Source organism: Variovorax sp. J31P207 (assembly GCF_030316965.1).
Taxonomy (GTDB): domain Bacteria; phylum Pseudomonadota; class Gammaproteobacteria; order Burkholderiales; family Burkholderiaceae_C; genus Variovorax; species Variovorax ginsengisoli_B.
In genome coordinates this window covers 422,112-446,312 of sequence record NZ_JASZYN010000001.1, presented here as the reverse complement: position 1 = coordinate 446,312, position 24,201 = coordinate 422,112, and the positions used below count along the sequence as shown (strand labels likewise).

General features: G+C 64.0%; 20 protein-coding genes and 3 pseudogenes. 14 read left to right on the top strand and 9 right to left on the bottom strand.

All coding sequences use genetic code 11. From position 1 onward, the window contains the following. Nucleotides 1–10 precede the first annotated feature (10 nt). The 3 genes from QTI68_RS02110 (at nucleotide 11) to arcC (ending at nucleotide 2,261) form a co-directional block, all read left to right on the top strand. The gene (locus QTI68_RS02110; RefSeq protein WP_286505155.1) at nucleotides 11–673 is read left to right on the top strand and encodes a hypothetical protein; all 663 of its coding nucleotides are present in this window, start codon (nucleotides 11–13) and stop codon (nucleotides 671–673) included. A gap of 68 nt (nucleotides 674–741) precedes the next feature. After that, complete coding sequence (locus QTI68_RS02105) at nucleotides 742–1,326, top strand: hypothetical protein (protein WP_286519378.1); 585 nt, start codon at nucleotides 742–744, stop codon at nucleotides 1,324–1,326. Next, nucleotides 1,320–2,261, top strand: coding sequence for a carbamate kinase (gene arcC / locus QTI68_RS02100; RefSeq protein ID WP_286519377.1), 942 nt, complete (start codon nucleotides 1,320–1,322; stop codon nucleotides 2,259–2,261). The genes QTI68_RS02105 and arcC overlap by 7 nt, the downstream gene beginning before the upstream one ends. Here the strand turns inward: arcC and QTI68_RS02095 are convergent. Continuing rightward, the gene (locus QTI68_RS02095; protein WP_286519376.1) at nucleotides 2,246–5,332 is read right to left on the bottom strand and encodes a PAS domain-containing protein; all 3,087 of its coding nucleotides are present in this window, start codon (nucleotides 5,330–5,332) and stop codon (nucleotides 2,246–2,248) included. The genes arcC and QTI68_RS02095 overlap by 16 nt on opposite strands. Further along, nucleotides 5,316–5,438, bottom strand: coding sequence for a hypothetical protein (locus QTI68_RS02090; RefSeq protein ID WP_286519375.1), 123 nt, complete (start codon nucleotides 5,436–5,438; stop codon nucleotides 5,316–5,318). Before QTI68_RS02090 ends, QTI68_RS02095 begins: the two co-directional genes overlap by 17 nt. A gap of 39 nt (nucleotides 5,439–5,477) precedes the next feature. Between QTI68_RS02090 and QTI68_RS02085 the strand changes: the two genes are divergently transcribed. Then, nucleotides 5,478–5,891: a response regulator gene (locus tag QTI68_RS02085; protein ID WP_286519374.1), complete on the top strand. Its 414-nt coding sequence runs from the start codon at nucleotides 5,478–5,480 to the stop codon at nucleotides 5,889–5,891. A gap of 19 nt (nucleotides 5,892–5,910) precedes the next feature. On the opposite strand, the gene QTI68_RS02080 is transcribed toward QTI68_RS02085, so the two are convergent. Beyond that, complete coding sequence (locus tag QTI68_RS02080; protein ID WP_286519372.1) at nucleotides 5,911–6,711, bottom strand: Crp/Fnr family transcriptional regulator; 801 nt, start codon at nucleotides 6,709–6,711, stop codon at nucleotides 5,911–5,913. A gap of 305 nt (nucleotides 6,712–7,016) precedes the next feature. On the opposite strand from QTI68_RS02080, the gene QTI68_RS02075 reads away from it, so the two are divergent. The 3 genes and pseudogenes from QTI68_RS02075 (at nucleotide 7,017) to QTI68_RS02065 (ending at nucleotide 9,052) form a co-directional block, all read left to right on the top strand. Beyond that, nucleotides 7,017–7,715 (top strand): response regulator, encoded by a 699-nt coding sequence (locus QTI68_RS02075; RefSeq protein WP_286519371.1) that lies wholly within the window; start codon nucleotides 7,017–7,019, stop codon nucleotides 7,713–7,715. Between the two features lie 505 nt (nucleotides 7,716–8,220). Beyond that, nucleotides 8,221–8,472 (top strand): annotated as a pseudogene (locus QTI68_RS02070) (IS3 family transposase); the annotation flags it as partial. A 286-nt stretch (nucleotides 8,473–8,758) separates the two neighbouring features. After that, complete coding sequence (locus QTI68_RS02065) at nucleotides 8,759–9,052, top strand: hypothetical protein (RefSeq protein ID WP_286519370.1); 294 nt, start codon at nucleotides 8,759–8,761, stop codon at nucleotides 9,050–9,052. 100 nt (nucleotides 9,053–9,152) lie between these two features. Here QTI68_RS02065 and QTI68_RS02060 read toward each other — a convergent pair. Together QTI68_RS02060 and QTI68_RS02055 are read right to left on the bottom strand one after the other, a co-directional pair. Next, a pseudogene (locus QTI68_RS02060) lies at nucleotides 9,153–9,326 on the bottom strand (anion permease); the annotation flags it as partial. 350 nt (nucleotides 9,327–9,676) lie between these two features. Next, nucleotides 9,677–10,939, bottom strand: a complete 1,263-nt coding sequence (locus QTI68_RS02055) for an AAA family ATPase (RefSeq protein WP_286519369.1) — start codon at nucleotides 10,937–10,939, stop codon at nucleotides 9,677–9,679. Between the two features lie 714 nt (nucleotides 10,940–11,653). On the opposite strand from QTI68_RS02055, the gene QTI68_RS02050 reads away from it, so the two are divergent. Further along, nucleotides 11,654–12,529: a tyrosine-type recombinase/integrase gene (locus QTI68_RS02050; RefSeq protein ID WP_286519368.1), complete on the top strand. Its 876-nt coding sequence runs from the start codon at nucleotides 11,654–11,656 to the stop codon at nucleotides 12,527–12,529. 9 nt (nucleotides 12,530–12,538) lie between these two features. Further along, a pseudogene (locus QTI68_RS02045) lies at nucleotides 12,539–13,733 on the top strand (IS91 family transposase). 389 nt (nucleotides 13,734–14,122) lie between these two features. Here the strand turns inward: QTI68_RS02045 and QTI68_RS02040 are convergent. Then, nucleotides 14,123–15,061, bottom strand: coding sequence for an AraC family transcriptional regulator (locus QTI68_RS02040; protein ID WP_286519367.1), 939 nt, complete (start codon nucleotides 15,059–15,061; stop codon nucleotides 14,123–14,125). Between the two features lie 107 nt (nucleotides 15,062–15,168). Between QTI68_RS02040 and QTI68_RS02035 the strand changes: the two genes are divergently transcribed. Then, a complete protein-coding gene (locus QTI68_RS02035; RefSeq protein ID WP_286519366.1) occupies nucleotides 15,169–15,615 on the top strand; it encodes a nuclear transport factor 2 family protein in 447 nt (148 codons plus the stop codon). A 13-nt stretch (nucleotides 15,616–15,628) separates the two neighbouring features. Next, the gene (locus tag QTI68_RS02030) at nucleotides 15,629–16,597 is read left to right on the top strand and encodes a quinone oxidoreductase family protein (protein ID WP_286519365.1); all 969 of its coding nucleotides are present in this window, start codon (nucleotides 15,629–15,631) and stop codon (nucleotides 16,595–16,597) included. A gap of 28 nt (nucleotides 16,598–16,625) precedes the next feature. On the opposite strand, the gene QTI68_RS02025 is transcribed toward QTI68_RS02030, so the two are convergent. Beyond that, nucleotides 16,626–17,546: an AraC family transcriptional regulator gene (locus tag QTI68_RS02025; protein ID WP_286519364.1), complete on the bottom strand. Its 921-nt coding sequence runs from the start codon at nucleotides 17,544–17,546 to the stop codon at nucleotides 16,626–16,628. A gap of 257 nt (nucleotides 17,547–17,803) precedes the next feature. Between QTI68_RS02025 and QTI68_RS02020 the strand changes: the two genes are divergently transcribed. Together QTI68_RS02020 and QTI68_RS02015 are read left to right on the top strand one after the other, a co-directional pair. Then, nucleotides 17,804–18,160, top strand: coding sequence for a FlxA-like family protein (locus QTI68_RS02020; RefSeq protein ID WP_286519363.1), 357 nt, complete (start codon nucleotides 17,804–17,806; stop codon nucleotides 18,158–18,160). Between the two features lie 410 nt (nucleotides 18,161–18,570). Beyond that, nucleotides 18,571–19,203 (top strand): dihydrofolate reductase family protein, encoded by a 633-nt coding sequence (locus QTI68_RS02015; protein WP_286519362.1) that lies wholly within the window; start codon nucleotides 18,571–18,573, stop codon nucleotides 19,201–19,203. A 385-nt stretch (nucleotides 19,204–19,588) separates the two neighbouring features. Here the strand turns inward: QTI68_RS02015 and QTI68_RS02010 are convergent, their stop codons facing one another. Continuing rightward, nucleotides 19,589–20,761, bottom strand: a complete 1,173-nt coding sequence (locus QTI68_RS02010) for an IS91 family transposase (protein WP_286519361.1) — start codon at nucleotides 20,759–20,761, stop codon at nucleotides 19,589–19,591. A 16-nt stretch (nucleotides 20,762–20,777) separates the two neighbouring features. Then, on the bottom strand, nucleotides 20,778–21,653 hold the full coding sequence (locus QTI68_RS02005) for a tyrosine-type recombinase/integrase (RefSeq protein ID WP_286519360.1): 876 nt from the start codon (nucleotides 21,651–21,653) through the stop codon (nucleotides 20,778–20,780). Between the two features lie 400 nt (nucleotides 21,654–22,053). Between QTI68_RS02005 and QTI68_RS02000 the strand changes: the two genes are divergently transcribed. Continuing rightward, nucleotides 22,054–23,532 carry a DUF1254 domain-containing protein gene (locus QTI68_RS02000; RefSeq protein ID WP_286519359.1) on the top strand — a complete coding sequence of 493 codons (1,479 nt, stop codon included), beginning with the start codon at nucleotides 22,054–22,056 and terminating at the stop codon, nucleotides 23,530–23,532. The last annotated feature ends 669 nt before the right edge of the window (nucleotides 23,533–24,201 follow it).

Genomic DNA, 24,201 nt, shown 5'->3' with positions numbered 1-24,201 from the left:
GAGAACGACCATGAAAGGAACATTCGGCAGATTGCTCGCGGCCGCTCTGACCGCTGTCGCTCTGGTTGGTTACACCTGGATCCCCGTGGCCGAGGCCGCCGGCCGGGACGGTGGTGGCGGTGCTCGCGCCGGAGGGGGTGGGGGCGGTGGTGGTGCTCGCGCCGGAGGGGGCGGCGGCGGCGCACGCGCGGGCGCGGCGGCGGGAGGCGGTGGGACTCGCGCCGGGGCGGCTGCCGGTGGTTCCCGCCCCGGCGCGGGCGGAGGCGCAAGCGGAAGGCAAACCGCCCAGGCCGGCGGCAACAGGGCCGACGCGCGGACCAATGATGTTCGCAACGCCAGCGTCAACAGCGTCAACAACACCAACCGCAACACCAACGTCAACCGCAATACCAACGTCAACACGAACGTCAATGCCAACCGGAATACCAACGTGGTTGTCGCCGGCAACAACAACTGCTGTGGCGGTTGGGACAATGACTACCACCCGGTCGCCGGCGCCGTCGCCGTCGGCGCCGCGGTCGCGGTGACCTCCGCAGCGATCGGCTCGATGGTGCACTCGGTGCCGGCCAACTGTGTCCCGGTCAACTACGGCGGCATGGTCTACCAGCAATGCGGAAGCACCTGGTACCAGCCTCAGGGTTCGCAGTACATCGTGGTCAACGCCCCGTATTAGCCGCCCTCCAGGCTGCGGCCGTCCAGCGACGTCGAGCTGTCCTTCGGATGGTGGTGGAAGGAGCCAAGATGCAGAGGCTTGTGGCCGTCGCGGACGCCACGCTCGCCATGTGCGGGGCTGCTCGCACTCAGTCCAACAAGGCACTTGAGTGGCTGCCCGAGCGGGCCATGAGGACGATCCCGGGCCCAGGCGGCGCGACCGTCCTCAGCATCCGCCACTCCAGACTCGACGACAACTCCTTCATTCCCACGAGCTACGCGCAGATCAAGACCGACCTCAGCTTCGACGCCTTCGGTATCAACGGCAGCACGCAGGTCCACTGGCTTGATGCCTGGGTGGAACTGGGTATGTACGGCGCCGCCCAGACCTCCTCGAATTTCATTGACGTTGATGCGTTCCCAAGCACCATCAACTACCCGGGGCCAAGCTGCTTGGTCTTCGTGCGCACCCCCGAGTTGGGCATCGCGCCCTACGACAAGGACGGCCTGGGAATGGCGTTCTCCCCCGAGGCACCCAGTTCGGCGCTCGATACCGGGCGGATCAACCGCATCGATCCGGCGGTAGGCACGAGAATCACGCGCTGGCACCAGGCAATGGATGCGGTCACCTCGCTGCGGCTCGACCGCGCCTACCTGGGAGACAGCGGGTGCTGATCGTCATCGCCCTCGGAGGCAATGCACTTCTTCGGCGCGGGCAGCCCATGACGGTCGAGAACCAGCGTGAGAACGTGCGCATCGCCGCGCAGTCGCTGGCACCGATCGCGCGGCAGCACGACCTGGTCGTCGGCCACGGCAATGGGCCCCAGGTCGGCCTGCTGGCGCTGCAAGGTTCGGCCTATGCCGAGGTCGAGAGCGACCCCCTTGAGGTCTTCGGAGCAGAGACCGAGGGCATGATCGGCTACATGATCGAGCAGGAGCTCGGCAACCTGCTGCCCTCTGAGAGGCCGCTCGCGACGCTGCTGACCATGATCGAGGTCGACCCGAATGACCCGGCCTTCGCCAACCCGACCCACTTCATCGGCCCCGTCTATGCCAAGGACGACGCCGACCGGCTCACGCGGGCCAGGGGCTGGATCTTCAAGCGGGACGGCGACCAGTGGCGCCGCGTGGTCGCGTCCCCTGAGCCAAAACGAATTTTCGAGTCGCGGCCGATCCGGTGGCTGCTCGAGCGCGACACCATCGTGATCGCCGCGGGCGGCGGCGGCATCCCGGCCGCCCATGTGGCAGGCCAAAAGAGAAAGCTGACCGGCATCGAATGCGTGATCGACAAGGACCTGGCCACCGGGTTGCTGGCCCGCGAACTGGGAGCAGACTTGTACGTGATGCTGACCGATACGGACGCGGTGTATGCCGAGTGGGGCAAGCCCGGCCAACGAGCGATCCGCAGCGCAGCGCCAGATGCCTTGTCGGCCCTGCCCTTCGCGGCGAACTCGATGGGACCGAAGGTCCAGGCGGCCTGCCGCTTTGTGCGCGCGACTGGCAAGCGGGCCGCCATTGGTGAGCTGGTCGACCTGCGCCGCATCATCGCCGGCGAAGCGGGCACCACGATCGCCGCTGATGCCAGGGGCATCGTCTACGGCAGACCGTGACGATCCTTTGGGCTCCTCACGATGGCCGGCGAGCTCGGCGTCACTTTGGGGCCGCTGTCTTCGCGGCGGGTCAGCACATGTCGCTCGGCCCTAACGAGGAAGTGGGCGACCATCACGTCGCCCCTGATCATCCGCGTGGCATGCATGCGGAACCAGCGCTTCTCGATCTCCGAATGACACGGATATTCGCAGCTGAACGCCGTCCGGGTCTCCGCAAGCACCGCTTCGAGGCCTCTGAGAACCCTGAGCGCCGACAGGTCGTCCAGGGAACTGCGCCGGCAAACCTCCAGATAGCTCGCACCGGGTCCGACCGACGAGGCGTCGGGATCTCCGTTGTTGTGCGCGAACTGCCTCCACTCGCGATTGACGAAGCGGATCGTGCCGTGCTTGTCGATAACGGCCACGTTGCCAGAGATGGCGTCGATCACGTCCTGCAGCGTCTGGTCCGTCGCCCGGCCCAGGAGCCTCGGCAGCACCTGATCGTCAAGCCTGGCCTCTGCCGCATCATCCGGGCTCTCCGCCTCGCCGTCCGACTCGAACAGGCATGCGTTCGACGGCGCGCCGGCCAGCGGAAGGAGCACGTCCAACACCGTCCCAGCCCCGGGCATGCTATCGATATGCATGACGCCGCCATGGGCCCGGACGCGTTCCCGCATGCCCAGGATGCCGAACGATTCAGGCTTGCGCCGGTTCACGGATTCCATGCCCCGGCCGTTGTCCCGCAGACGCAGGGAAATCGAATTCGCAGGCACGTTCCCCAGCTGGATGCGCACCGCGCTGGCACGGGAGTGCTTGGCTACGTTGTTCAGCGCCTCCTGGACGACGCGGTAGAGGCAGATGGCGACCGCAGGGGATTCCAGCAACTCGTCGGTCCGTCCGCCAGCGACATCGATGTCGCACGCAATGCCGGACTGCTGGCTGAACTGGCTGGCCATGGCCTCCAGCGCAGGCAGCAGCCCCAGGTCCTCGAGCATGGGCGGTCGCAGGTCGTTCACGATGCGCCGCGTCGACACGACCGCTTCCGCCGCAAGGCCATCGATGCCGGCCAGCAATCCCGACAGTTCGGGCTGACCGGCGGAATATTGTTCGGTGACCAGCCGCAATCCCATGCGAATGGCCGCCAACCTTTGTTGCAGATCGTCGTGCAGCTCGCGTGCGATGCGCTTGCGCTCCTCTTCCTGCACATGGTCCCGCGATGCAATGAGTCTTTGCAGCGCCAAATGCGAGGATTCCAGGTCGAGCTGCACCTCCCGCATGGCGCTGACGTCGCGCGCGGTCATGACCGCACCCGCAATCGCGCCATCGTCCGTGAGGACGGGCGCGTAACTGTAGATTCCGATCCGTTTGGCACCAGTGTCGCGGCGCCGCAGCAGGTACTCGACGTTGGCTGCCGCCTCGCCGCGCAGGGCCCTCGAAAGCGGCCATTGCGCCAACGCCTCGAGACACCCTGCGCGGTCGAAGAGGTCCAGGAGCTCAGGGTAGTCGGCGAGCCGCCGGCTGCAGTCCGATCGCTTCTCGAACCCGTGAAACGAGGCGAAGGCATCGTTGATCTCGACCAGCCGGCCATCGACGTCGCAGATGCAGACGGCGTCGCTCATGCTGGCGAGCGCCGCCTGAAGTTTCAACGCGCTCGCGCGAAGATCTTCCTCGGCCTTCTTGCGCTGCGAGATGTCGCGCAGGATCGCCGTGTACGTCGCAGGGCCATCGATGGAAATTCGAGAGACCCAAGCTTCGCATGGGAACTCAACGCCATCCAGCCGCAACGCCGTCACATCGCGCTTCGCTGCCGTCGCCGGCGGTACGACCGGCGCCTCGACGAACACGGTGGCCTGTTCGGGGCGGCCGCGTCGGAGCAACTCGGGGAGGAAGCGCTTCAGAGACATGCCGATCAATTGGTCTAGCGGGCAACCGAACATGCGCGCCGCCACCGGATTGGCCTGTACGATGATCCGGTCCTCGTCGACAGTGAGGATTGCATCGAGCGCTGAAGCGAATACAGCCTCGCGTCTGGCTTCGCTCAAGGCACTCGCATCGAGCATCCGGTTGAACTGCTGCGCGACCGACCGGATCTCCGGCGGTCCGGTGAGTCGCGCACCCGTCAACCTCTTGCCAGCGATGACTTCGCCTGCAGCTTGCTGCAGCTGTGCGACAGGACCCGAAATGGCCGCACTCAGACGCCACGCAAGGACCATCACCAACAGGCACAGCCCCAGGCCGATAGCGATGGTTCGCCGGACGGCGGCCCGGACGTCGGCAAGGACTTCGGCTTCGGGCAAACCCGCAGCCACACGCCATTCGACGCCGGGGAGCGTCATGGAGGCCACGAGCCAAGGCTCGCCATCGCTTCCCTTCGCTAAAGCCAGGCCATCGGACATGCCCCAGGGGCCCGGCTCTTCGGGGGCAAGCCGTGAGCCGACAGAGTCGCCGGGATCGGTCGACCGCAGCAGCACCGCCCTCGTGCGGTCCGTCACCGTGACAACCGCGTGCCCCTTTGGCGCGGTCCGCAGTTGGTGGTTCAGGGACGCCAAGTCGATGGTCATGACCAGCAGACCGACGTTCTTTCCCGTCTCGTCACGAATCGGATAGCTCAGCGCGGCGAGGTTGCGGCCCCGGCCGTCGTCGACCCGGACGCCGCTGGCGGCGAACGCGCCCGAAGACAAGGCAGCCACGGCTTCTTCGAGTCGATCCGAGCCCCTCGCAAGGGGAACGAGGCCCGGTGCGTATTGGCAAACGGACTTCCCGCGCGCATCCCACACCCCAAAGCCGAGCGCATCCGAGCTGGGCGACGGGTTTTCGGAGAGCAGCAGCTCGCAGTTCGCCGGGTCGAGCGCCCGGACCATCGGCCGGGCCGACACCTGCGCCAACACCGACTCGTATAGGCCCAGCACGCGCCCCAGCTCCACCGCCGCCCCACCGGCGAGATTCCGGACCTGGTCATAGGCGCCGTTGCGGGCACGACGGACGTCGTCATGGAGCACCCATGCCAGCAGCGCGGCGACCGGAAGCAAGACGGCCACCATCATGAGGATGATTCGGCTGCGGATCGAAAGCCTGTCAAGCCACGCGTGCATGGAATCTCGCCATCCGGGCAATTGCGGCAAATTGCGCCAAGTCGCACAGCATGCCGCAGAACGTCGAATTCTTTGCTGTGAGATTGATTTTGCGCATCTCGTTCATCCCCAATCGGGGGCACCATCGCCGCAGGACCACGAAAACATGCGCAAGGTACAGGTTGTGAAGGTGCTCTTGGTCGACGATTCCGAGGCCATTCGGGAGAGCTTTGGTGCACTGCTGGCGACGGCGCCAGGGGTCGAGGTCGTGGGCTGCGCAGAGGATGTGGCCTCCGCGCTGGCGGCAATCGCCTCGACTCGACCAGATCTCATCGTGCTGGACGCCAGGTTGCGAGGGCTCGACAAGGGGATCGACGTGCTGCGGCATGTCCGGCAGAACTATTCGGACATCCAGGTCGTCGTTCTCTCGGCGTTTAGCTGGGCGTCCATGCGGAAGCGCCATATGGACGCCGGCGCCGTCGCCTATTTCGACAAGAGCACCGAGTTCTCGCAGGCGCGGGACTGTATCGTGGCGCTGTCGTCCGCCCGATCCATCAAGGCGTCGACCGACCGCAGCTGACGGCGCCCCGCAGCATTTCTCAGGCCGCAACCGCCAGCCTCTGGTCGGGCCACGATACGGCGGCCGACATGGGGCACTGCGCACTGGCGGGGGCGCGCGCGCCGTGGCCGTAGCGCCGCAGTGCATCGAAGTCGAGGATCTCGACCCGGCGTCTATCCACGGTGATGAACGCCGCATCCGCCAAGGCCTTGAACGAGCGGCTGACGGTCTCGTGCGCCACGCCGAGGTAGCTCCCGATGTCGCGGCGTGTCATCGGCAAGTGGAGGTATTCGGCCGGAAGGCCATGGTCCGAGGAGCGCCGGGACAGATGCACCAAAAATCTTGCAAGCCGGATTTCGGCTGCGACGGCCGCCATCATGTCGGAAAGCCGTGTCAGGTCGATCATCGCGTTGCTCACGGCGCGCATCGCACCGCGATAGAACGATGGCACGCTTTGTGCGAGGGCGAAGAAATCCGCAAGCGAAAGGGACAGGACGCTCGCATCCTCCAGTGCGACCGCCGCCATCAGGTGGTGGTCGCCGCACAATGCGTCGCAACCCAGCATATCGCCACGTGTGGCGAAGGCGAAGACCTGCTCGCAGCCACCCTCGTCGGTGCGAAAGACCTTGAAGCTCCCGCGGCGAACGACGCAGAGCGAGCTCGCCCGACCGCCTTCGAGGAAGAGGGGCTCACGAGTGCGGAGGCGGCGAAGAGTGGGCTGGACGAAGGCGACCGCGCTGCCGCCGACGCCGGGGATGCCGACGAGATCGAGCATTTCGTCCAGGCCGGTCCGGCCGCCACCGCCGGGGCCGCGCATGCGTCCCGTCTCGCCCGGGGTCAAGGGCGATGATCCGGCGGATAGAGGCACTGTGTTCACCTGATAGTCCCCGTCCTTGCTCGCCGCCCAAGGGGATGGTGGCAGCCGGCAAGAAGTCTGCGACGAACGGTCTTTGCTGAACATCGGCTCGATGCGCTTCCAACCGGCGGAGATTTCCGGGTCGATTCGGAATAATCCGAACGAAGCCCGGGACGTGCGTTCGCTGGCTGGGCCCTGCTTGACTTGCGGAGATGCGCATTTGCGGTCAAAGTCCCGAGGCTGAGGCAACGAGCACGGTGGCAGTATTGCTGCCGGCCGAGGAGGGACCCATGACAGCCTTGACCGTCACCGACCCGGCACTTCGACTGCTTCTGGTCGACGACCACACGATCGTCCGGGAGGGGCTGAAGCGTGTCCTCGATTCGGCTGGCAGCGGCTGGACGCTCGCCGAAGCGGTCACGGGTTTCCAGGCGCTGGAAATCCTGCGGGCACACGAAACTGACCTTGCACTCGTCGACCTGTCGATGCCCGGAATGAACGGCCTGGAATTGGTGCGGCGCATCAAGACCGAGTTCCCCGCTGTTCGGGTCCTGGTGCTGAGCATGCACTCGGAGGAACAATATGCACTGCGCGCCTTCAAGGCCGGGGCCGACGGCTATGTCACCAAGGACATCGCCGCCATCGAACTCGTGGGTGCCGTGCGCCGGGTGGCGGCGGGAGGATGCTACGTCACCGAGAGTCTGGCCGAACAGGTCGTGCGACAGCTCTACGGGCCTGGCGATGCGCCGCTGCACTCACGGCTGACAGACCGCGAATTGGATGTGCTGCAACGCATCGCTGCCGGACAGCGGCTCACCGAGATCGGCGATGAACTCCATCTGTCAGTGAAGACGGTGAGTTCCCACAAGACGCGTATCCAGGAAAAGCTGCACGTCTCGAATTCTGCCGAGTTGGTTCGCTATGCGTACGAGAACCGGATCGCGGACCCCTTGACGCCGACGGGCCCCGGGGATCTCTCCGCCCGATGACGGACATCCGGCGTCGAAGCGACAGTCCTCAGGACGGCGCCACGCGCCTTGAGGCCGCCGCCGAGCAGGCATCACCCAGGCCGAACGCAACACTAGGGAGGAAGCTGAGCGCTGCGACGAGCGCGCTGCCGAATTGGCCGCCATCCTGAAGGCCAATGACGATCTCGCCGCAACGCAGCGCGAGGAAGCCGACCGGCTGGCCGCGATCGAGCGCCAGCGCCTGGACGACGAGGCCGCAGTGGAGCGCAAGCGCCTGGAGCACGTCGCCGCCCAGCAGCGCGAGGAGCAGTGCCTCAAAGACGAAGCGGAGCGCGTCAAGGCCGCCGAGTTGGCGACCGAGGCCGCAAAGAAAGCTGCAGCCGAAGCCAGCAAGCCAGCGAAAGCCGCCGCGAAACTGGCCCAGTCGCAAAAGTGCGGCCCGCGCCTGCTGGCTCTGATGGGCGCTGGCGCTCGGAGTTTTCAGAGGCCGCCATCGAGAACCTGCACCGCGGGGATGAACGTGCCTATCGGAGAAGCGACGCTCATCAGCTCGATGTCCCGCAAGGGGTGCTCGCCGGACAACGCCGCATGCGAAGGATTCTTCGGACGCCTGAAAACGGAGATGTTTCACCCTCGGGACTGGAAGGCCACGACCATTGAGCAATTGATCGAGGTAGTTGATTCCTACATCCGTTGGTACGGCGAGAAGCGGATCAAGATCTCCCTTGGCTCTCGCAGGCCCATCAAATATCGAAAAAGTCTCGGACTCGCGACATAAAACCGGTCCAACTTTTTATCCGCCCTCCATCGAGCGGCGATCGAAGGCAGCCAGGGCACCCGAGTCAGCGGGCTTGCGCGCGTCACGGGGTTGGCGTACGTTTCGTGCAACTCCATTTTTGCATTGCAGTCTCTTCGTTCGCGAACACGTCTAAGAGACCCCGGCCTGGTGCATCGGGTTCCCGCCGGGAGCCCGAGATGCCGGCGGCAGCCTCACCCGACGCCAAGTACGATTCCGTGCAGATGCGTTTTCCGACAACCGATGACAGCCAGGAGGCCGCCCCCTCATGAGCATCCGCGAACCGCGCACCATTGCCCGCAGCCGCAAGGTCGCCGCAGGCGCTGTTACCGGCATCGCCTTGTGCGCTGCCGCTGTCGGTTGCACTGGCCGGGACGATCGATATACGCTATACCGTGATAGCGCGGTAGACCCCACCCAGCGCGTCCATGTCGCGACCTTTGACGCGGCGGACGGCGACGCATACAACCACGACAACTGCGAAGCGGCACGGGCCGTGTTCCAGGCCCACCCTGATATCAAAACCAAGTTCTGGTGCGAAAAAGGGCACTTCAAGAAATAGGCGGGCAGCGGAACCGAGCGCCGAGGCAGAGGACGCCTCCGTCCCGACGATGAGCACGCGTGCGCAGCGAAAGCACTTGAATCCGAACATCCCGGCCGCCGATCGCGGCGGTGCCGCCCCAGCCGACGCCGCTGACCACGATGGCTTCGCTCATAGCCGTCGAGAACCACTTGATCACGCCTTGCTTGTTCAGTTGCTCCGCCGGCATGATCAGCGCACCGAACCAGATCAACGTGTCCCAGGCGCTTTTCTTGGACAGCACGTCGTCCCAGTCACGACGATCCGGAGGCTCGCGCCACCGCACATGCACAGGCCGCCGGATGCGTCGCCTACTTTCGCAAGAACAACGCGGGGGCTTCCGGCACGGTCAAGGCCGTCCGCCGAGTCGCGGGATGACATCAAGGTGGACTACCGGAAAGCGGACGTTCATGTACTTCCGCTTCTCATGGCCGGTTGCCGAGATCCAGGCGCGCTTGTTGAACGACGGCTGACGCCGCGAAGCCGAATTCCGAACTCTCGAGATCGCCTCAACACACTCCCTATCGGCATTGGCCATCAGGTTACCGAAGAGGGTTGAGGCGGCTGGAGAGCCTCGCAGGGTCTTGCGCTCCGGATTTTTCCAGATCAATGGAGGACGCTTCGAACCGTGCACTCGTCCAAGACGGCCGCGGGAAGGTCGTCCAGTGTGAGACGGAGTCTTCCGGCCTCGACAGCTCGAGCTACGGCATCCTGTACCGTCTGATAGATCTCCCGAGCTGTCAGGTGAGCGAGCTTGTTGCAGATCGCGGACTCGGGGGAGGTAAATCCAGGAATTTCAAGCTGCTGCATCGCAGCAATTGCAACCACCCGAGCAGCCTGCAGCGCCTGGGCACCAGTTGGCGGCAGGATATGAAATTCACGAAATCGAGATCGCAGCGAGTCAGGCACTCTCGCCGGGTCGTTTGACGTCGCGATGTACGTTGCCAAGCTTGCATCGAACTCGATATCGAGCGACGCATCCCGGACCCTGCTTGCCGTGATCGGCTCAAGGAGTGAATGGAGGGGCGCCAACGGGTCGTATTGGGATCCCCGTGGCGCTTTGTCGAGTTCGTCGATCAGGAACACCGGGTTGGCTACCGTTCCGAGGCAGATCTGTTGAAAGATGAGCCCTTGCGTGGCAGTGCTCCAATGCCGTTCCGTGCCGAGGAGCAGTGAAGTGGTCTGAGCGTTCTCCATAGAGTGGCGACGGATCGGTGCTCCAAGGGCCAGTGCCAGATCATTGGCGTAGTGAGTCTTGCCGAGCCCAGGATCGCCCCATAGGTGAAGCGGTGGGATCTTCAGCGGTTGGCGCCCGTGCGTCGAAAGCGTCACGCGGCGAGCCACGAACTCCGTGACTTCGACAAAGTGTGGATGGGCCTCGCGAAGGTACTCGAGGGATTTCGCCCACTTCTCCGGGCGGAACGCCGGGTTGGCGACCTCGCGCAGAGCGCCAGCGAGCTCCAGTTTCTTTGTGAGCTCCAGTTCGCGCTTTTGGCAGTCTTTGTCACGCAGCGTGGCGATGCGCCCGATGACGCGCGATAGTTCCTCGCCGCGAAGGACTGGGTGGCGCCGATCTCGCCGGCGACGTGCCACGCCGCGCTCGAAGGACTTCACGAACGCGAGCTGGTTTGGCATAGGTGCGGCAGGCGCTTGCGCCGGAGGGTTCGTCCGCGTGCGCAACTCCTCCCGCCTGAGGTCCTCATTCGCCTCATGGGCGGCCTGCGCGATCCTGACGCACTCTTCCCGCTTCTCCTGCAGTACATGCGCGAGGGGCAACGGTAGCAGCAACTCGAACGCCTTCTCCGGATGGGCGCGAGCGATTGAAAAGAGACGGAAGCCTGCCGGTAGGTCGTCTTGTATCGAGAACACGATGGGCTCCCGGGGAGGAGCCCGGGGAGTCAGGCTCCTGGAATTGAACGAATGGGGGAGGCGAGGGAGTTCGAGGTTTCCGAAACTCGCGATCGATTCGTCTCATGCCGCGCGCGCATGCACCCGCAGATGCGTATCTGCGGGGTGACGGTGGTGGTCTTGAAAGAGTGCGGCATGGCGTTCATTTCGTGTATGCGCCAAATCCTAGCAACTGAAGGGCACGGAGTCAAAGCCTGGAGGAGCCGGCTTAAATTTGAAAAAACGGGGGGTGTAAATTTGAAAAGCGGCTTCCTAAGTTGTTGATTTTCCTGGGTAACCAGGCGAGACAACTTTGGAGGAACTCATTCGGTCAGTTCGTTCAAAGTTAGACCGGAATTCCATCAAACTAACGGCCTAACTTTGACGACGGCGCGCGCAAGTTGTTGATTCGATGAGGAATCGGCCCGTCACGGGCGCTTGAACTCCTTCGCGTCGCAAGCGAGCGAAAACACCGGGCAGGGTAGGGCGGTGCGGGTCGCGCGACCCGGTCACATCGAAGCGCGTGCGCACTGACCGAGTGGTGGGCAACAATTCGCCGCCAGCCGCTTCCGGCCAATGGACGAAACCGCTCGCGCGGTAGCCCGCCGTTGAGGCTGCGGTGGATGTCAAACGTTGCGCCCCTGTCTATGTTGTGGAGCGAGGCAATCGGCCTCGTTCTTCGACAGGAGCACGATCATGACCCCAGCGACACCAGCGGTCTCTGCGTTGCGCCAACGCATGCTCGACGACATGCACATGCGCAAGCTCGAACCCAAGACTCAATCCACCTACATTCGCGCGGTAAGGCATCTCGCCGGCTTTTTGCAGCGCTCCCCCGACACAGCCACCGCGGAGGATCTGCGGCGCTTCCAGTTGCACATGGTCGATCAAGGCGTCTCGCCGATCACGCTCAATGCAACCATCACCGGCTTGAAGTTCCTCTTCGACGTCACGCTCAGGCGTGGCGAACTGATGGCCGGGATGAGCCCCGTTCGTGTGCCCCAGAAGCTTCCGGTGGTGCTCAGCCGCGAGGAGGTCGCACGCCTGATCGCTGCGGCCTCCAACCTGAAGTACCAGACGGCACTGTCCATCGCCTATGGCACCGGCCTCCGAGTCGGTGAGATCGTCGCGCTGAAGATCAGCGACATCGACAGCCAGCGCATGACCCTGCGTGTCGAGCAGGGTAAGGGCGGCAAGGACCGCTACGCCATGCTCTCGCCGGTGCTGCTGGAGCGGCTGCGCGCCTGGTGGCGGTTCGCCAATGCGAAGGGCAAGATGCTGCCGGGCGGTTGGCTGTTCCCTGGCATGAACCCGGTGGACCCGTTGACCGCACGCCAGCTCAATCGTGCCGTTCACGACGCCGCCGAGGCCGCCAGGATCGACAAGCGCGTCACCATGCACACGCTTCGCCATTGCTTTGCCACTCACCTGCTGGAGCAGAAGGTGGACATTCGTCTGATCCAGGTCTTGCTCGGGCACAAGAGGCTGGACACGACAACGATCTACGCGCACGTGGCCACTGAGATCCTGCACGAAGTGGTCAGCCCGCTGGAGAACTTGCAACCTGCATAGGTCATCTCCGTGGCGCACTGCGCCCTGGAGGTCGCCGACATCTTCCGCACCCACGGTCCCGCCTGGCGCAAGGCGCAGCGGGGTCACCTGAGTTTGGGCCAACTCAAGGTCATGTCGGCCATCGAACAGTGCCGCAGCGCGGCGCTGGGAGGCCACGTGTTGCGTTGCGAAGCCTGCGGGCACGACCAGATCGCCTATAACTCGTGCCGCGATCGCCATTGTCCAAAGTGCCAGGCCAGCGCGGCGCAACGCTCGCTTGAGGCACGCCAAGCCGACCTGCTGCCGGTGGACTATTACCACGTCGTCTTCACCTTGCCGGCGCCCATCAGCGCTATCGCGTACTACAACAAGGCTGCGATCTACGCGCTGCTGTTCGACGTGGCCGCAGAGACGCTGATGACCATCGCGGCCGATCCGAAGCACCTCGGCGCAAGGATCGGTGCGACCTTGGTGCTGCACACGTGGGGATCGGCATTGACGCACCATCCCCATGCATGGCATCGTGCCGGGCGGTGGCCTGTCGCCGGACGGCGAGCGATGGATCGCCTGCAGGCCCGGCTTCTTCCTGTCCGTGCGCGTGCTCTCACGGCTGTTCCGGCGACGCTTCCTCGAAGAACTCGAGCGCGTTCATTGTGCCGGCCGGCTGCAGATCTTTGGCGAGTTCGCCGCGCTTGCCGATGCGCATTCCTTCGCCGAATGGCTCGCCCCGCTGCGCAAGTGCGAATGGGTCGTCTATGCCAAGCGCCCGTTCGCCGGCCCCGAAGCGGTGCTGGCCTATCTGTCGCGCTACACCCACCGGGTTGCCATCTCCAACAGCCGGCTGGTGGCCATGGACGAACGTGGCGTCTCCTTCCGCTGGAAGGACTACCGCGCCAAGGGCGCAACACGCCGCAAGACGATGACGCTCGATGCCGACGAATTCATGCGTCGCTTCCTCCTGCACGTCCTGCCGGGCGGCTTCCATCGCATCCGCCACTACGGGCCGTTGGCCAACGGCGCTCGCACAGCCAGCCTGGCACGCATTCGCGAGCTGTTGCTGCAAGCAGTCGATACCAGCGCACAAACATCGGGTGGCGACGCCGAGCCCGAATGCGCTCGATCGAGCTTCTTCTGTCCGCACTGCGGCAGTCCGATGATCATCCTGCAGACCTTCGCTCGCGGGCAACCCATCCGCGCGCCGCCTCGACAGGCTCAGGCACCATGAGTACGAACTTGCGTCACTGTCCCGTCCCGCCTCGATTCCTGCAGAGTCGATGCAGGGCAGTATTGCCTTTGCGCTCGACGCAAGTCCTTGCTGCGCGTCACGTCACCGCACAACTCGACGTACCGGCGCCCATCGGTGGTGTCCCCCCTACGTCATGGGCCGGCCCCTGGGGCCAGTCGACATCGCCAGCCCAATCGCCGCCGCCCGAATCCCCATAGCCTCGTCGCCTTCTCGCGCTCCCGTGGTGCATTCCGCGGTTTCCTCCCTTGGGGCTTGTCCAACACCTGCCCTCAGGTTGCTGTCGTGATTGGCGCAGTGCGTCGCAAGGGCAGGTATCGGACAACCCTCAACAATAGCGGACATTTCGCGCCGTAGCGAATCTGACCTGGTCAGGCAGGGTGGATGTGCGCGTTGCCTTCCATGCCGGCTTTGCGGAACGCACCCGGCGTCATCGCGGTCTCGCGGCGGAACACCCGGTTGAAGGCGGCCACCGATTCGTAGCCGACCTGGCGCGACACCTCGGACAAGGCCAGTTTTCCCTGATGCAGAAGCCGGGTCGCGCAGTACATGCGCCATTGGGTCAGATAGTCGAGCGGCGCCTTTCCAACCACCGCCTTGAAGCGTGCCGCGAAGCTCGAGCGGGACATGCCCGCCGCGCGCGCGAGGGACTCCACGGTCCAGTCCTCGGCCGGCGCGCCATGCATGGCTTTGAGGGCCTCTGCCAGATGGCGGTCGCCCATGGCGCTCAACCAGCCGACAGTCGGGCCGCCCGGCTGCGCCGCATAGGCGCGCACCGCATGCACGAAAAGCAGCTCGAAGAGGCGGCTGACCACCGCTTCTGAGCCCAACCCGGGACTCGCGGTCTCCACGGCCAGCATCTCCAACACGGACTGGAACGCAAGACTTCGCTGCTGGTCAAGTTTCAGATGTAGCAGAGCGGGCAGCGTTTGCAATAACGGACGCGCTTCCAGCGGGTCCAATTCAAAGGAGCCGGCGACGAAAGTGGTCACGGCCCCGCCTCCGCCGATCTCGATTTCGTGGCCGACGCGCAGCTTCTCCACGTCGACGCAGTCGATCAAGGTCGAGTCTTCGTGGTCGTACAGGCGGTACGGCGTGTCGTCCAATTTGATGAAGACGTCACCGCCGCGCAGCGCAATGGGTTGTCGGCTATCGGGCGTCCACAAGATGGCCGAGCCGCGCACAACGAGTACGAAGTTGACGCCGCGTCCGCTGGGCGAACGAATGCCCCACGGCGCGCTGGCTTCCATGCGCGTGAAGTTGGCAGTGCGGATGCGCAGGCCGGAAAGAATGTAGCTCAGGGGGTCCATGTATCCATTGTCGCAGACGATCGGGCAATAAATGAAGACGTTTGAATCTTGTTCATCCAATTGTCAGCCCATATTCTAGATGAATCATCTAACTGAAGGAATCAACCATGTCCAATCTGACCCCGTTCGAGCAGGTTCGCGTCGCGAAGGCGCGGTACTGCCGCTTCGTCGATACCAAGCAATGGGAGGCGTTCTCCACGCTCTTCGTCGCGGCCCCGGAAATCCTGGTCTATGACCTCGCCGACCAATTGATCGTCTCGTTCGATTCGCGCGACGCGTATGTCGCGGCGTGCCAGGGCTACCTGGTCGGCGCGCACTCCAGCCACCAGGTGCACAACGATGAACTGACGCAGGTTTCCGCCACTGAGATCAGCGCCATCTGGTCGATGGAAGACTGCGTGATCTTTCCGGAGGCGGACGCCAGCGTCGATGCGCGTCCGGCCCGTCATCACGGCTACGGCCACTACCACGAGACCTGGGTGCAGGAGGATGGCGCATGGCGCATCGCCCGCATCGAGTTGCGCCGGACCATTCTCGAGATCACCCCGAAGTAAGGAAGGAGCTGCAGTGAAAGCAGTCGTGATGAACCACACCGGCGATGTCGATGCGCTGGCCTATGTGATGCAGCCGGACCCGGTGGCGGGCCCCGGGCAGGTACTCGTGCAGATCGCCGTCGCCGGCGTCAACTTCATGGACATCGGCGTGCGCCAGGGGATGGCCTGGAACGAGATGCCCAACCCGAAGATCCTGGGCGTCGAAGGCGCCGGCCGCGTGCTGGCCGTCGGCGCAGGCGTTGAAGGCTTCGAGATGGGCCAGCGTGTGGCCTGGGTCTACGCGCCTGGCAGCTACGCGCAGAAGATCGCCATTCCGGCGGCGTCGCTGGTGCCCATCCCTGATGCCATCGACGACAAGACCGCCGCGGCCGTGATGATGCAAGGCCTGACCGCCAGCCATTTCGCCACCGATTTCTACTCGACACAGCCGGGCGACATCGCCTTTGTGCACGCGGCGGCCGGAGGCCTTGGATTGCTGTTGACGCAGATCATCAAGCTGCGCGGCGGGAAGGTGATCGGGCGGGTCTCTTCGAGCGACAAGGTGGCCGTCGCCAAGGCGGCCGGCGCGGACCATGTGATCGTCGATACCGTCGGCAACTTCGTGGACAAAGCGCGCGAGCTGTCCGGCGGTGACGGCGTGCACGTGGTGTTCGACGGTTCGGGCCCCAGCACCTTCCAGGGGTCGCTGGACGTGCTGCGCCGCTCGGGCACGTTCTGCTGGTATGGCCCGGTCCTCGGGTCGCCCGGTCCGATCGAGATCATGAGCCTGCCCAAGAGCATCAAGCTGGGCTATGCGGTCTTCTTCGACCACATCTACACGCCGGCGCTGCTGCGTGCGCACTCGGCGCGGCTGTTCGACTGGATCATGGAAGGCAAGCTGAAGGTGCACATCGGCGGCGAATACCCGCTCGCCGATGCCGCCCGGGCCCATGCCGACATGGAAAGCCGAGCGACCGTCGGCAAGCTGCTGCTGATCCTTTGACGCGCAGACAGGCCCGTCGCAGTCCACGCTATCCAGGCGAGCGCGCTGCCTTCCTATAGCGCCCTGGCGATAAGCCGATCTCCCGCACGAACATTCGGTTGAAGGCCGGTTCAGATCGGTATCCAACGGATCGAGCGATCTGACCAAGCGACAGGGCGCTGCCAAGAATCAATTTGGCAGCTGCGTGCGCACGCCACAGGGTCAGATACTGAAGCGGTGTCTGACCCGCACGATCTTTGAAGCGATTCGCGAAGCTCGTGCGAGACATCCCAGCCGTTCTAGCCAGCATCTCGAGCGTCCAATCATTTCCGAGGTTGTCGTGCATCGCGTGTGCGGCGTGTCTGAGGTTCGCATCTGCCATGACCGCGAGCCAACCAGTCAGGGGCGCGGCCTGCTGCTCGCAGTGGGCGCGTACCGCATGGATGAACAGGATTTCGAACAACCGCGCGATCAATGCATCGGAGCCCATCGCCAGCCTCCCGGCTTCATTGGCCAACATTCCGAGGACGGATTCGAACGCATGGCTGCGTTCCAATCCGGCGCGCAGGTAGAGAAACGATGGAAGGGCTGACAGCAGAGGCTTGGCGTCGATTGGATTGAGTTCAAAGACTCCGTTGACGAAAGTAGAGGGCGCGCCGCCGCCGCCGATGGTCACCGTATTGCCTACCTTCGTGGCGAGCACATCCTGGCAGTCTTGCAACCTCGATTGCGGCTCGTCTGAGACTTCGTAGCACGTCTGATCGAGGGTGATGAACACGTCGCCGCTACGAAGCGCGATGGGTGTGGGATGCGAGGCGACCTTGAGGACGCATGAACCTCGGACCAAAAGCACGAAGTTGACGCCGCGAAGCCCGGGCGTGATGACCCCCCAGGGCGCGGAGGCTTCCACTCGCGTGCACGACGCATTGCGCACCTGGATCGTGGCGCAGATATCGGATAGCGGATCCATCAACGATTGCTCAATCAATAGCGACCGAACAGGTTAGTGCAGCAGAAGATGCAGCCAGTCCACATCTATTGCTCATTCGTTCAAAACTTCGAATCAACGGTGCGCGTCGAGATTGGCTGCTGGAGCACCTGCGCCTCGACATCGAGACGCCCAACAGTGCGACGAGCATGTACGCTGAGGCAAAAAAAGTGAACCTTGCGTGGTCCAGATCACCCTACGATTCTGCGCATGGACAACACCCCTGGACTGGTTCTGACGTGACGAATGCAATCTCGTCTATCGGACGCTCGTCGACCTCCCACGCGAGCAACCCGGCCTCACAGATCGCCGCGCTGCAAAAGACCGTCACTGGACTCATGAAGCAATCGAGGGGCCTGCAGAAGGAACTCGTTTGCATAGATGAAGGCGATGCCAAGGAAGCCTTGAAGAAGCAACTCGAGGCAATCGCCCAGCAGATCGCGGTGCTCCAGCAACAGATCTCCGCCTTGCAAAGCCAAGGAGCGCAGCAGAAGGCAATCGCCGAGTCCGAGCATGCAGTGCGCGAGGGTCCTGCCGCTCGGGCCTCCTTGCGCATAGCGGATCTATCCGGAGGGACCGTCAGCACCAAGGTCTGACGGCTTCGATCTGCGTGATGAAGTCCGACGGCTGGTCGACCACTCGCCCTGCAGAGCCCGTTCTGAATGGGCAGCCGTTGCACCAAATGAATCCACCAGTAGCTCGTACCATTGGACCGCTCCTTGGCGCACTTCTTGACGCCCAAGATGGCGTCGGTAGCCTCGCACTTCTGCGCCTGCGCGAGGAACTTGGCCTCTCGCTTCGCGACATGATTCACCCCCTGTCGTGGCTCATCGATGCCAGGTTTGTCGAGTTGATGCGGTCAGAGGATCAGAGCCTTGCGGCAGTTCTCACAGAGGCAGGGCGGACGTTTGCGCGGCGACATCAGCAGGCTCAGACCATGGACCCTCTCTCGTCGTGGTTCCGCGCCGACGGCATTGGGGTTCACGAATAGAGATGGAGAAGGAGAATGATGAGCAAGGTATTCGTCAACATCGGGCTAAGCCTGGACGGCTATATGGCGCCGGAGGGCATGACCATGGGCGACCCCGAGTTCAAGAACTGGGGCGCCAAGTGGGGCGCAATGATGGCCTGGATACTCAAGCAGCAGTACTTTCGCGAGAGCCTCAAGATCGGGCCTGGAGGCGAGACCGGCCCAGTCAACGATCTAGTCCGGAGCACCTTCGAGCGTACCGGGGCAAACATCATGGGCAAGCGGATGTTCGAACAGGGGGAGACGGCTTGGCCGGAGGAGGCTCCGTTTCACACACCGGTGTACGTTCTTACCCACGAAGAGCGCGACCCGTGGGGGCGCCCCGGCGGAACAACCTTCCACTTCATCAATGACGGGCCGGAGCGCGCGCTGGCGTTCGCCCGCAAAGCCGCCGGCGATCGAGATGTCCGGATCTCAGGTGGAGCGGATGTGATCCAACAGTACTTGAACCTGGATGCGATCGACGAGGTGGAAGTGGCCCTGGCACCTGTGTTGTTCGGCAGCGGCCGGCGTCTATTCGAGAACCTGCAAGAGCCCGGGCCACGGTTTCGCATCGACAGCGTTCTGCATGGTTCGGCCGCCACGCATTTGCGCTACGTGCGCAAGTGAATGCCCCTCGATCCGCGAACTTCTGCTTCTGTTTAGGGTTGTGAGATACCTGCCCGGGGACTGGCGCAGCGCGTTGCTCGACGACGACCGGAGGGCAGGTGTCGCACAAGCCTCGAGGGAGGAAGCCGCGGAGAACCCGCAGCGGGGGTTCAGGTTCACCGGCGCTATGGCGATAGTGGCGAGCGCGAGGGGGACGGTGTAGTCGCATGGTGCTGCACACATGCCCCTTGGTACTTGGAGTCGATCCGTCGTACAGACGCGGCGCGCATGCCGCAGTGAGCGGAAACGGCTTCATCGAACTGGCAGCTGCTGTAGGCGCATGGCGTCCCAGCCGATGAGCACAGATCGATCATCGGCATCGAGCGCGAGAGGGATGGGTGACCGGTCATGGCGGCGCGCGGATTTCCGCTGCGTGGGCGAAGGTCTGAACGATGACCATGGCATGGCCGCAGTGCCGACAGATGAAGGCTGGGCGTACGGCGTGAGGGTCGGTGCTGCCGGTTGCAGCGGCTGCCACTGGTGCCGTGAGCAAGAGTTCGCGTGCCGCGGCCAGACTCGCCTTGCGGCTGCCGTTGGCCAGCAGGCCGTAGTGGCGGATGCGATGGAAGCCGCCGGGCAGCACGTGCAGTAGGAACCGACGCATGAACTCCTGGGGCGACAGCGTCATGGCCTTGTAGCGCGTCTTGCCCTTGGTGCGATAGTCCTTCCACCGGAAGGTCACGCCGCGCTCATCCAGCGCGAGCAGCCGGCTGTTGGCGATCGCCACCCGATGGGTGTAGCGCGACAGATAGGTCAGCACGGCCTCGGGGCCGGCGAAGGGTCGCTTGGCGTAGACCACCCACTCAACCTTGCGCAGCGGCGCGAGCCAGGCCTTGAAGGTCCGCGCATCGGCCAACTGCGCATGCTCACCGAAGAACTTCAGCTTGCCGTCCGCGTGCAGGCGCTGCAACTCTTCGAGGAAGCGCCGCCGGAACAGCCGCGACAGCACGCGCACCGGCAGGAAGAAGCCCGGCCGGCACGCCACCCAGGTCTTGCCATCGGGCGCGAGCCCGCCGCCAGGCACGATGCCGTGCACATGCGGATGGTGGGTCAGCGCCGAGCCCCATGTGTGCAGCACCAGCGTGGCGCCGATTCGGGCGCCCAGGTGCTTCGGATCGGCGGCGATTGTCAGCAGTACTTTGGCGGCCAGGTCGAACAGCAGCCCATAGATGGTGGCCTTGTTCTGGAACGCGATGTCGGCGATGGACGCCGGCAGCGTGAACACCACGTGGTAGTACTCCACCGGCAGCAGATCGGCCTGGCGCGCATCGAGCCAGCGCTGTGCCGCAGCGCTCTGGCACTTTGGGCAGTGGCGATTGCGGCAGGAGTTGTAGGAGATCTGGTCAGCGCCGCAGCCTTCGCAGCGCAAGACGTGTCCCCCCAGCGCCGCGCTGCGGCACTGTTCGATGGCCGACATGACCTTGAGTTGCCCCAGGCTCAGGTGGCCGCGCTGAGCGGCCCGCCACGCCGGGCCGTGCTGGCGGAAGATGTCGGCGACCTCCAAGGTGGGCCGTCCCACGGCCGGTGCCGGCACTTCAGGACGGCGGCAGAGCCTCCAGCGGGCTGAGCACCTCGTGCAGCAGGTCGGTCGCGACGTGGGTGTATACCGCTGTCGTCTCCAGCCGCTTGTGGCCCAGCAGGACCTGGATGACGCGGATGTCGACCTTGCGTTCCAGCAGATGGGTGGCGAAGCAGTGCCTCAGCGTGTGGAAGGACACGCGCTTGTCGATGCCGGCGGTCTCGGCGGCAGCATGCACGGCACGGTTGAGCTGGCGGGCGGTGAGGGGGTCGGTCGGGTTCATGCCCGGGAACAGCCATCCGCCGGGCAGCATGCGGCCCTGGGCATGGGCAATGCACCACCAAGAGCGCAGACGCTGTAACAGCACCGGGCTGAGCATGGCGTAGCGGTCCTTGCGGCCCTTGCCTTGTTCCACCCGAAGCGTCAAGCGCTGGCCATCCACGTCGGTGACCCTCAAGCCGATGACCTCGCTGGCACGCAGGCCCGCGCCATAGGCCACCGACAGTGCCGCCTGGTGCTTGACGTTGTGCGCCGCGGCGATCAATCGGGAGACTTCCTGCGGGCTGAGCACCACCGGCAATATGCGCGGCAGCTTGACCGGTTGCATCTTGGCCATCAGTTCGGCGCGGCCCAAGGTGACGTCGAAGAAGAACCGCAGGCCTGTCAGCGTGGCGTTGAGCGTGATGGGTGACGTGCCGGAGTCGACGAGGTGGAGTTGGAAGTTGCGCAGGTCCTCCACGGTTGCGCTGTCGGGCGAGCGGTGCAGGTATGCAGCGAGCTTGCGCACGGCGCGGATGTAGGCCTCCTGGGTGCGCGCCTCAAGCTTGCGAATGCGCATGTCCTCGAGCATGCATTGACGCAGCGGGGTAACCCCCGAAGTGATCGTGTCCATGGTTGCTGCTCCGTTGATGAACGAGGCGGGATTGCCTCGTCGTCAACGGTGGCGGCAACTCGGTCACGACGTGTCCATGGGGTGCGCGAAGCGCCTACCGCGAGAGCGGTTTCGTCCTTCGGCCAACTGCAGACCTCCATCTCTTGGGAATCACGGTCCGCTTTCAAGACAACCTGACATAGACCCAATTGAACTGCTCTAAAAGGCCGATTTCCATCGGACCTTCGACTCGGACGCAACGCGAGCGTCTCTCACTCAGCCGAAGCGGCAAGTAGTACCACAGACCATGATGAATCGGTAGTGCCCCTTAGGGCAGTAGCCAGCCCATTCGGGTCGATGGCATCATCGCGCGAGCCGCTGCAATCGTGCACGGATTTGAATCTTTGGACTAAAGGGCACTATGAAAGCGGAACTTGCCTTGTTCGCGAAGTGGGCAGCCATCTCCACTGCCGCGGTGGCATTGCTTGCGGGCTGCGCCAGCAAGAACGATCCCGTGGCCCAGGCCGCAAAAGCCGACGCTGCCAAGGGCATCGCCGCGCCTAGCCTCGCCGAGACCAAGGCGATCGCCGAGGAGGGCTTTATCTACGGCTTGCCGCTGGTCATGAACTACGCCGTGATGAACGAGTTTGCGGTGGACCCCAAGTCCAGCCAGTTCAAGGCGCCCTTCAATCAACTGCACAACGAGCATCGGGTCGCAACGCCCGCGGACACGGCCGTCATCACGCCGAACAGCGACACGCCCTATTCGATTCTCTGGGCCGACCTGCGCGCTGAACCCCTCGTGATCACGGTTCCGGCGGTTTCAAGCAAGCGTTATTACTCGGTTCAATTGATCGACGGCAACACCTATAACTACGGCTACATCGGGAGCCGGGCCACCGGAAGCGCGCCAGGAAGTTATCTGGTCGCCGGCCCCGGTTGGAAGGGCGCAACGCCCCCGGGCATCAAGAAGGTGTTCAACTCCACGACCCCCTTCGCGCTGACCTTGATCCGCACACAACTGTTCAATCCGGCCGACATGCCCAACGTCGAGAAGGTGCAGGCGGGCTACAGGATCCAGCCACTGTCCGCATTCCTGAGTCAACCTGCGCCGCCTCCGGCACCGAAGATTGATTTCGTTCCGGCCACCACGGCGGGCATCAAGGCCAACTACTTCGAGTACCTGTCGGCCGCGCTGCAGTACGTGCCGCCTTCAGCTGAGGACAAGGAGATCCGGGCCAAGCTGGCCAGCATCGGCGTGGGACCCGGCCGCACCTTCGAGTTCAAGGACCTCTCGATCGAGCACAAGGGCGCGGTTCTCTTGGGCATGAAGGCCGGGGACGAACAGGTGGACAAGTTCCTCGCCAGCGGGATGAAGAAAATCAACGGCTGGAACGTCGGCGCTTTCTTCGGAGACCAGGCGTTCTACAAGGCCGACTGGCTGATGCGTGCCGGCGCCGCGAAGGGCGGCCTCTATGGCAACGACGCTGTCGAGGCGATGTACCCTTACACGCGCACTGACGGCGCCGGCCAGACGCTCGATACCAGCAAGCATAACTACACGCTCACCTTCCCGGCCGGCAAGCTGCCGCCAGTCAATGCTTTCTGGTCAGTGACCATGTACGACGGCAAGAGCCAGCTGCTGATCAAGAATCCGATCAATCGATACCTGATCAATTCACCGATGCTGTCGGCGATGAAGAAGAACGCAGATGGCTCGATGACGCTGTACATCCAGAAGGATTCGCCGGGCAAGGGCAGGGAGGCCAATTGGTTGCCGGCGCCTGACGACACGGTCTATCTCGTGATGCGTCTCTACTGGCCGAAGGCCACCCCGCCTTCGATCCTGCCGGCCGGCGAAGGGACGTGGAAACCACCGGCGATCGTCGCGTCGAAGTAGCGAGCGGGCTCGTTCACACGACCGTGGAACTTCTCGTTCGAGCAGTGCACTCTGGCACCCGCGGGCAGCGGCAATGCCCGCTTTCACGCGCGTTGCTGCCGTCCGGCGCCGAAGAACGAAAGTCAGCAACGGGCCTTACAGCGGACGGCAATGGAGCCCCGAAGCGGCCGGTGGATGCTGCCTGCGCCTGCGCCGGCGGAACTTTGAAAACCCGACCGGTGCAACTTTGAAAACGGCGCTCGCAAGCTGTTGATTTTCTTGGGTAACCAAGCGAGACAACCTTGGAGAAACTCAATCATCCATCCTGAGCTCCGATGAGTTCGTTCAAAGTTGACGGCGGCGCGCATAAGTCGTGGCAGGGCAGGGCGGGGGAGCACGCGGGCGGCGCTAGGCCCCTCTCGCATGAGTCAACTCCTTTCGCCGCGGTGTGCCGCAAATAGGAGCCAAGCCGAGCGCGTGGTCGATTCAAGCTGAAGACGCATCAAGCAGCACCGCCGACAACACAAAACCGTCTGCGATCAGGATTCGAATGCTCGCGCGTTGTAAGTGGCGACATCGGCATGGAGCCGAAGCATAGAGCGCATTGCCTAGTACGAACTGGGGATGGCGTCGGCGGTACCCCGTACTAAGCTTCGGCCGCAGCCAGAACAGTTCTCGCCTCAGAAGGAA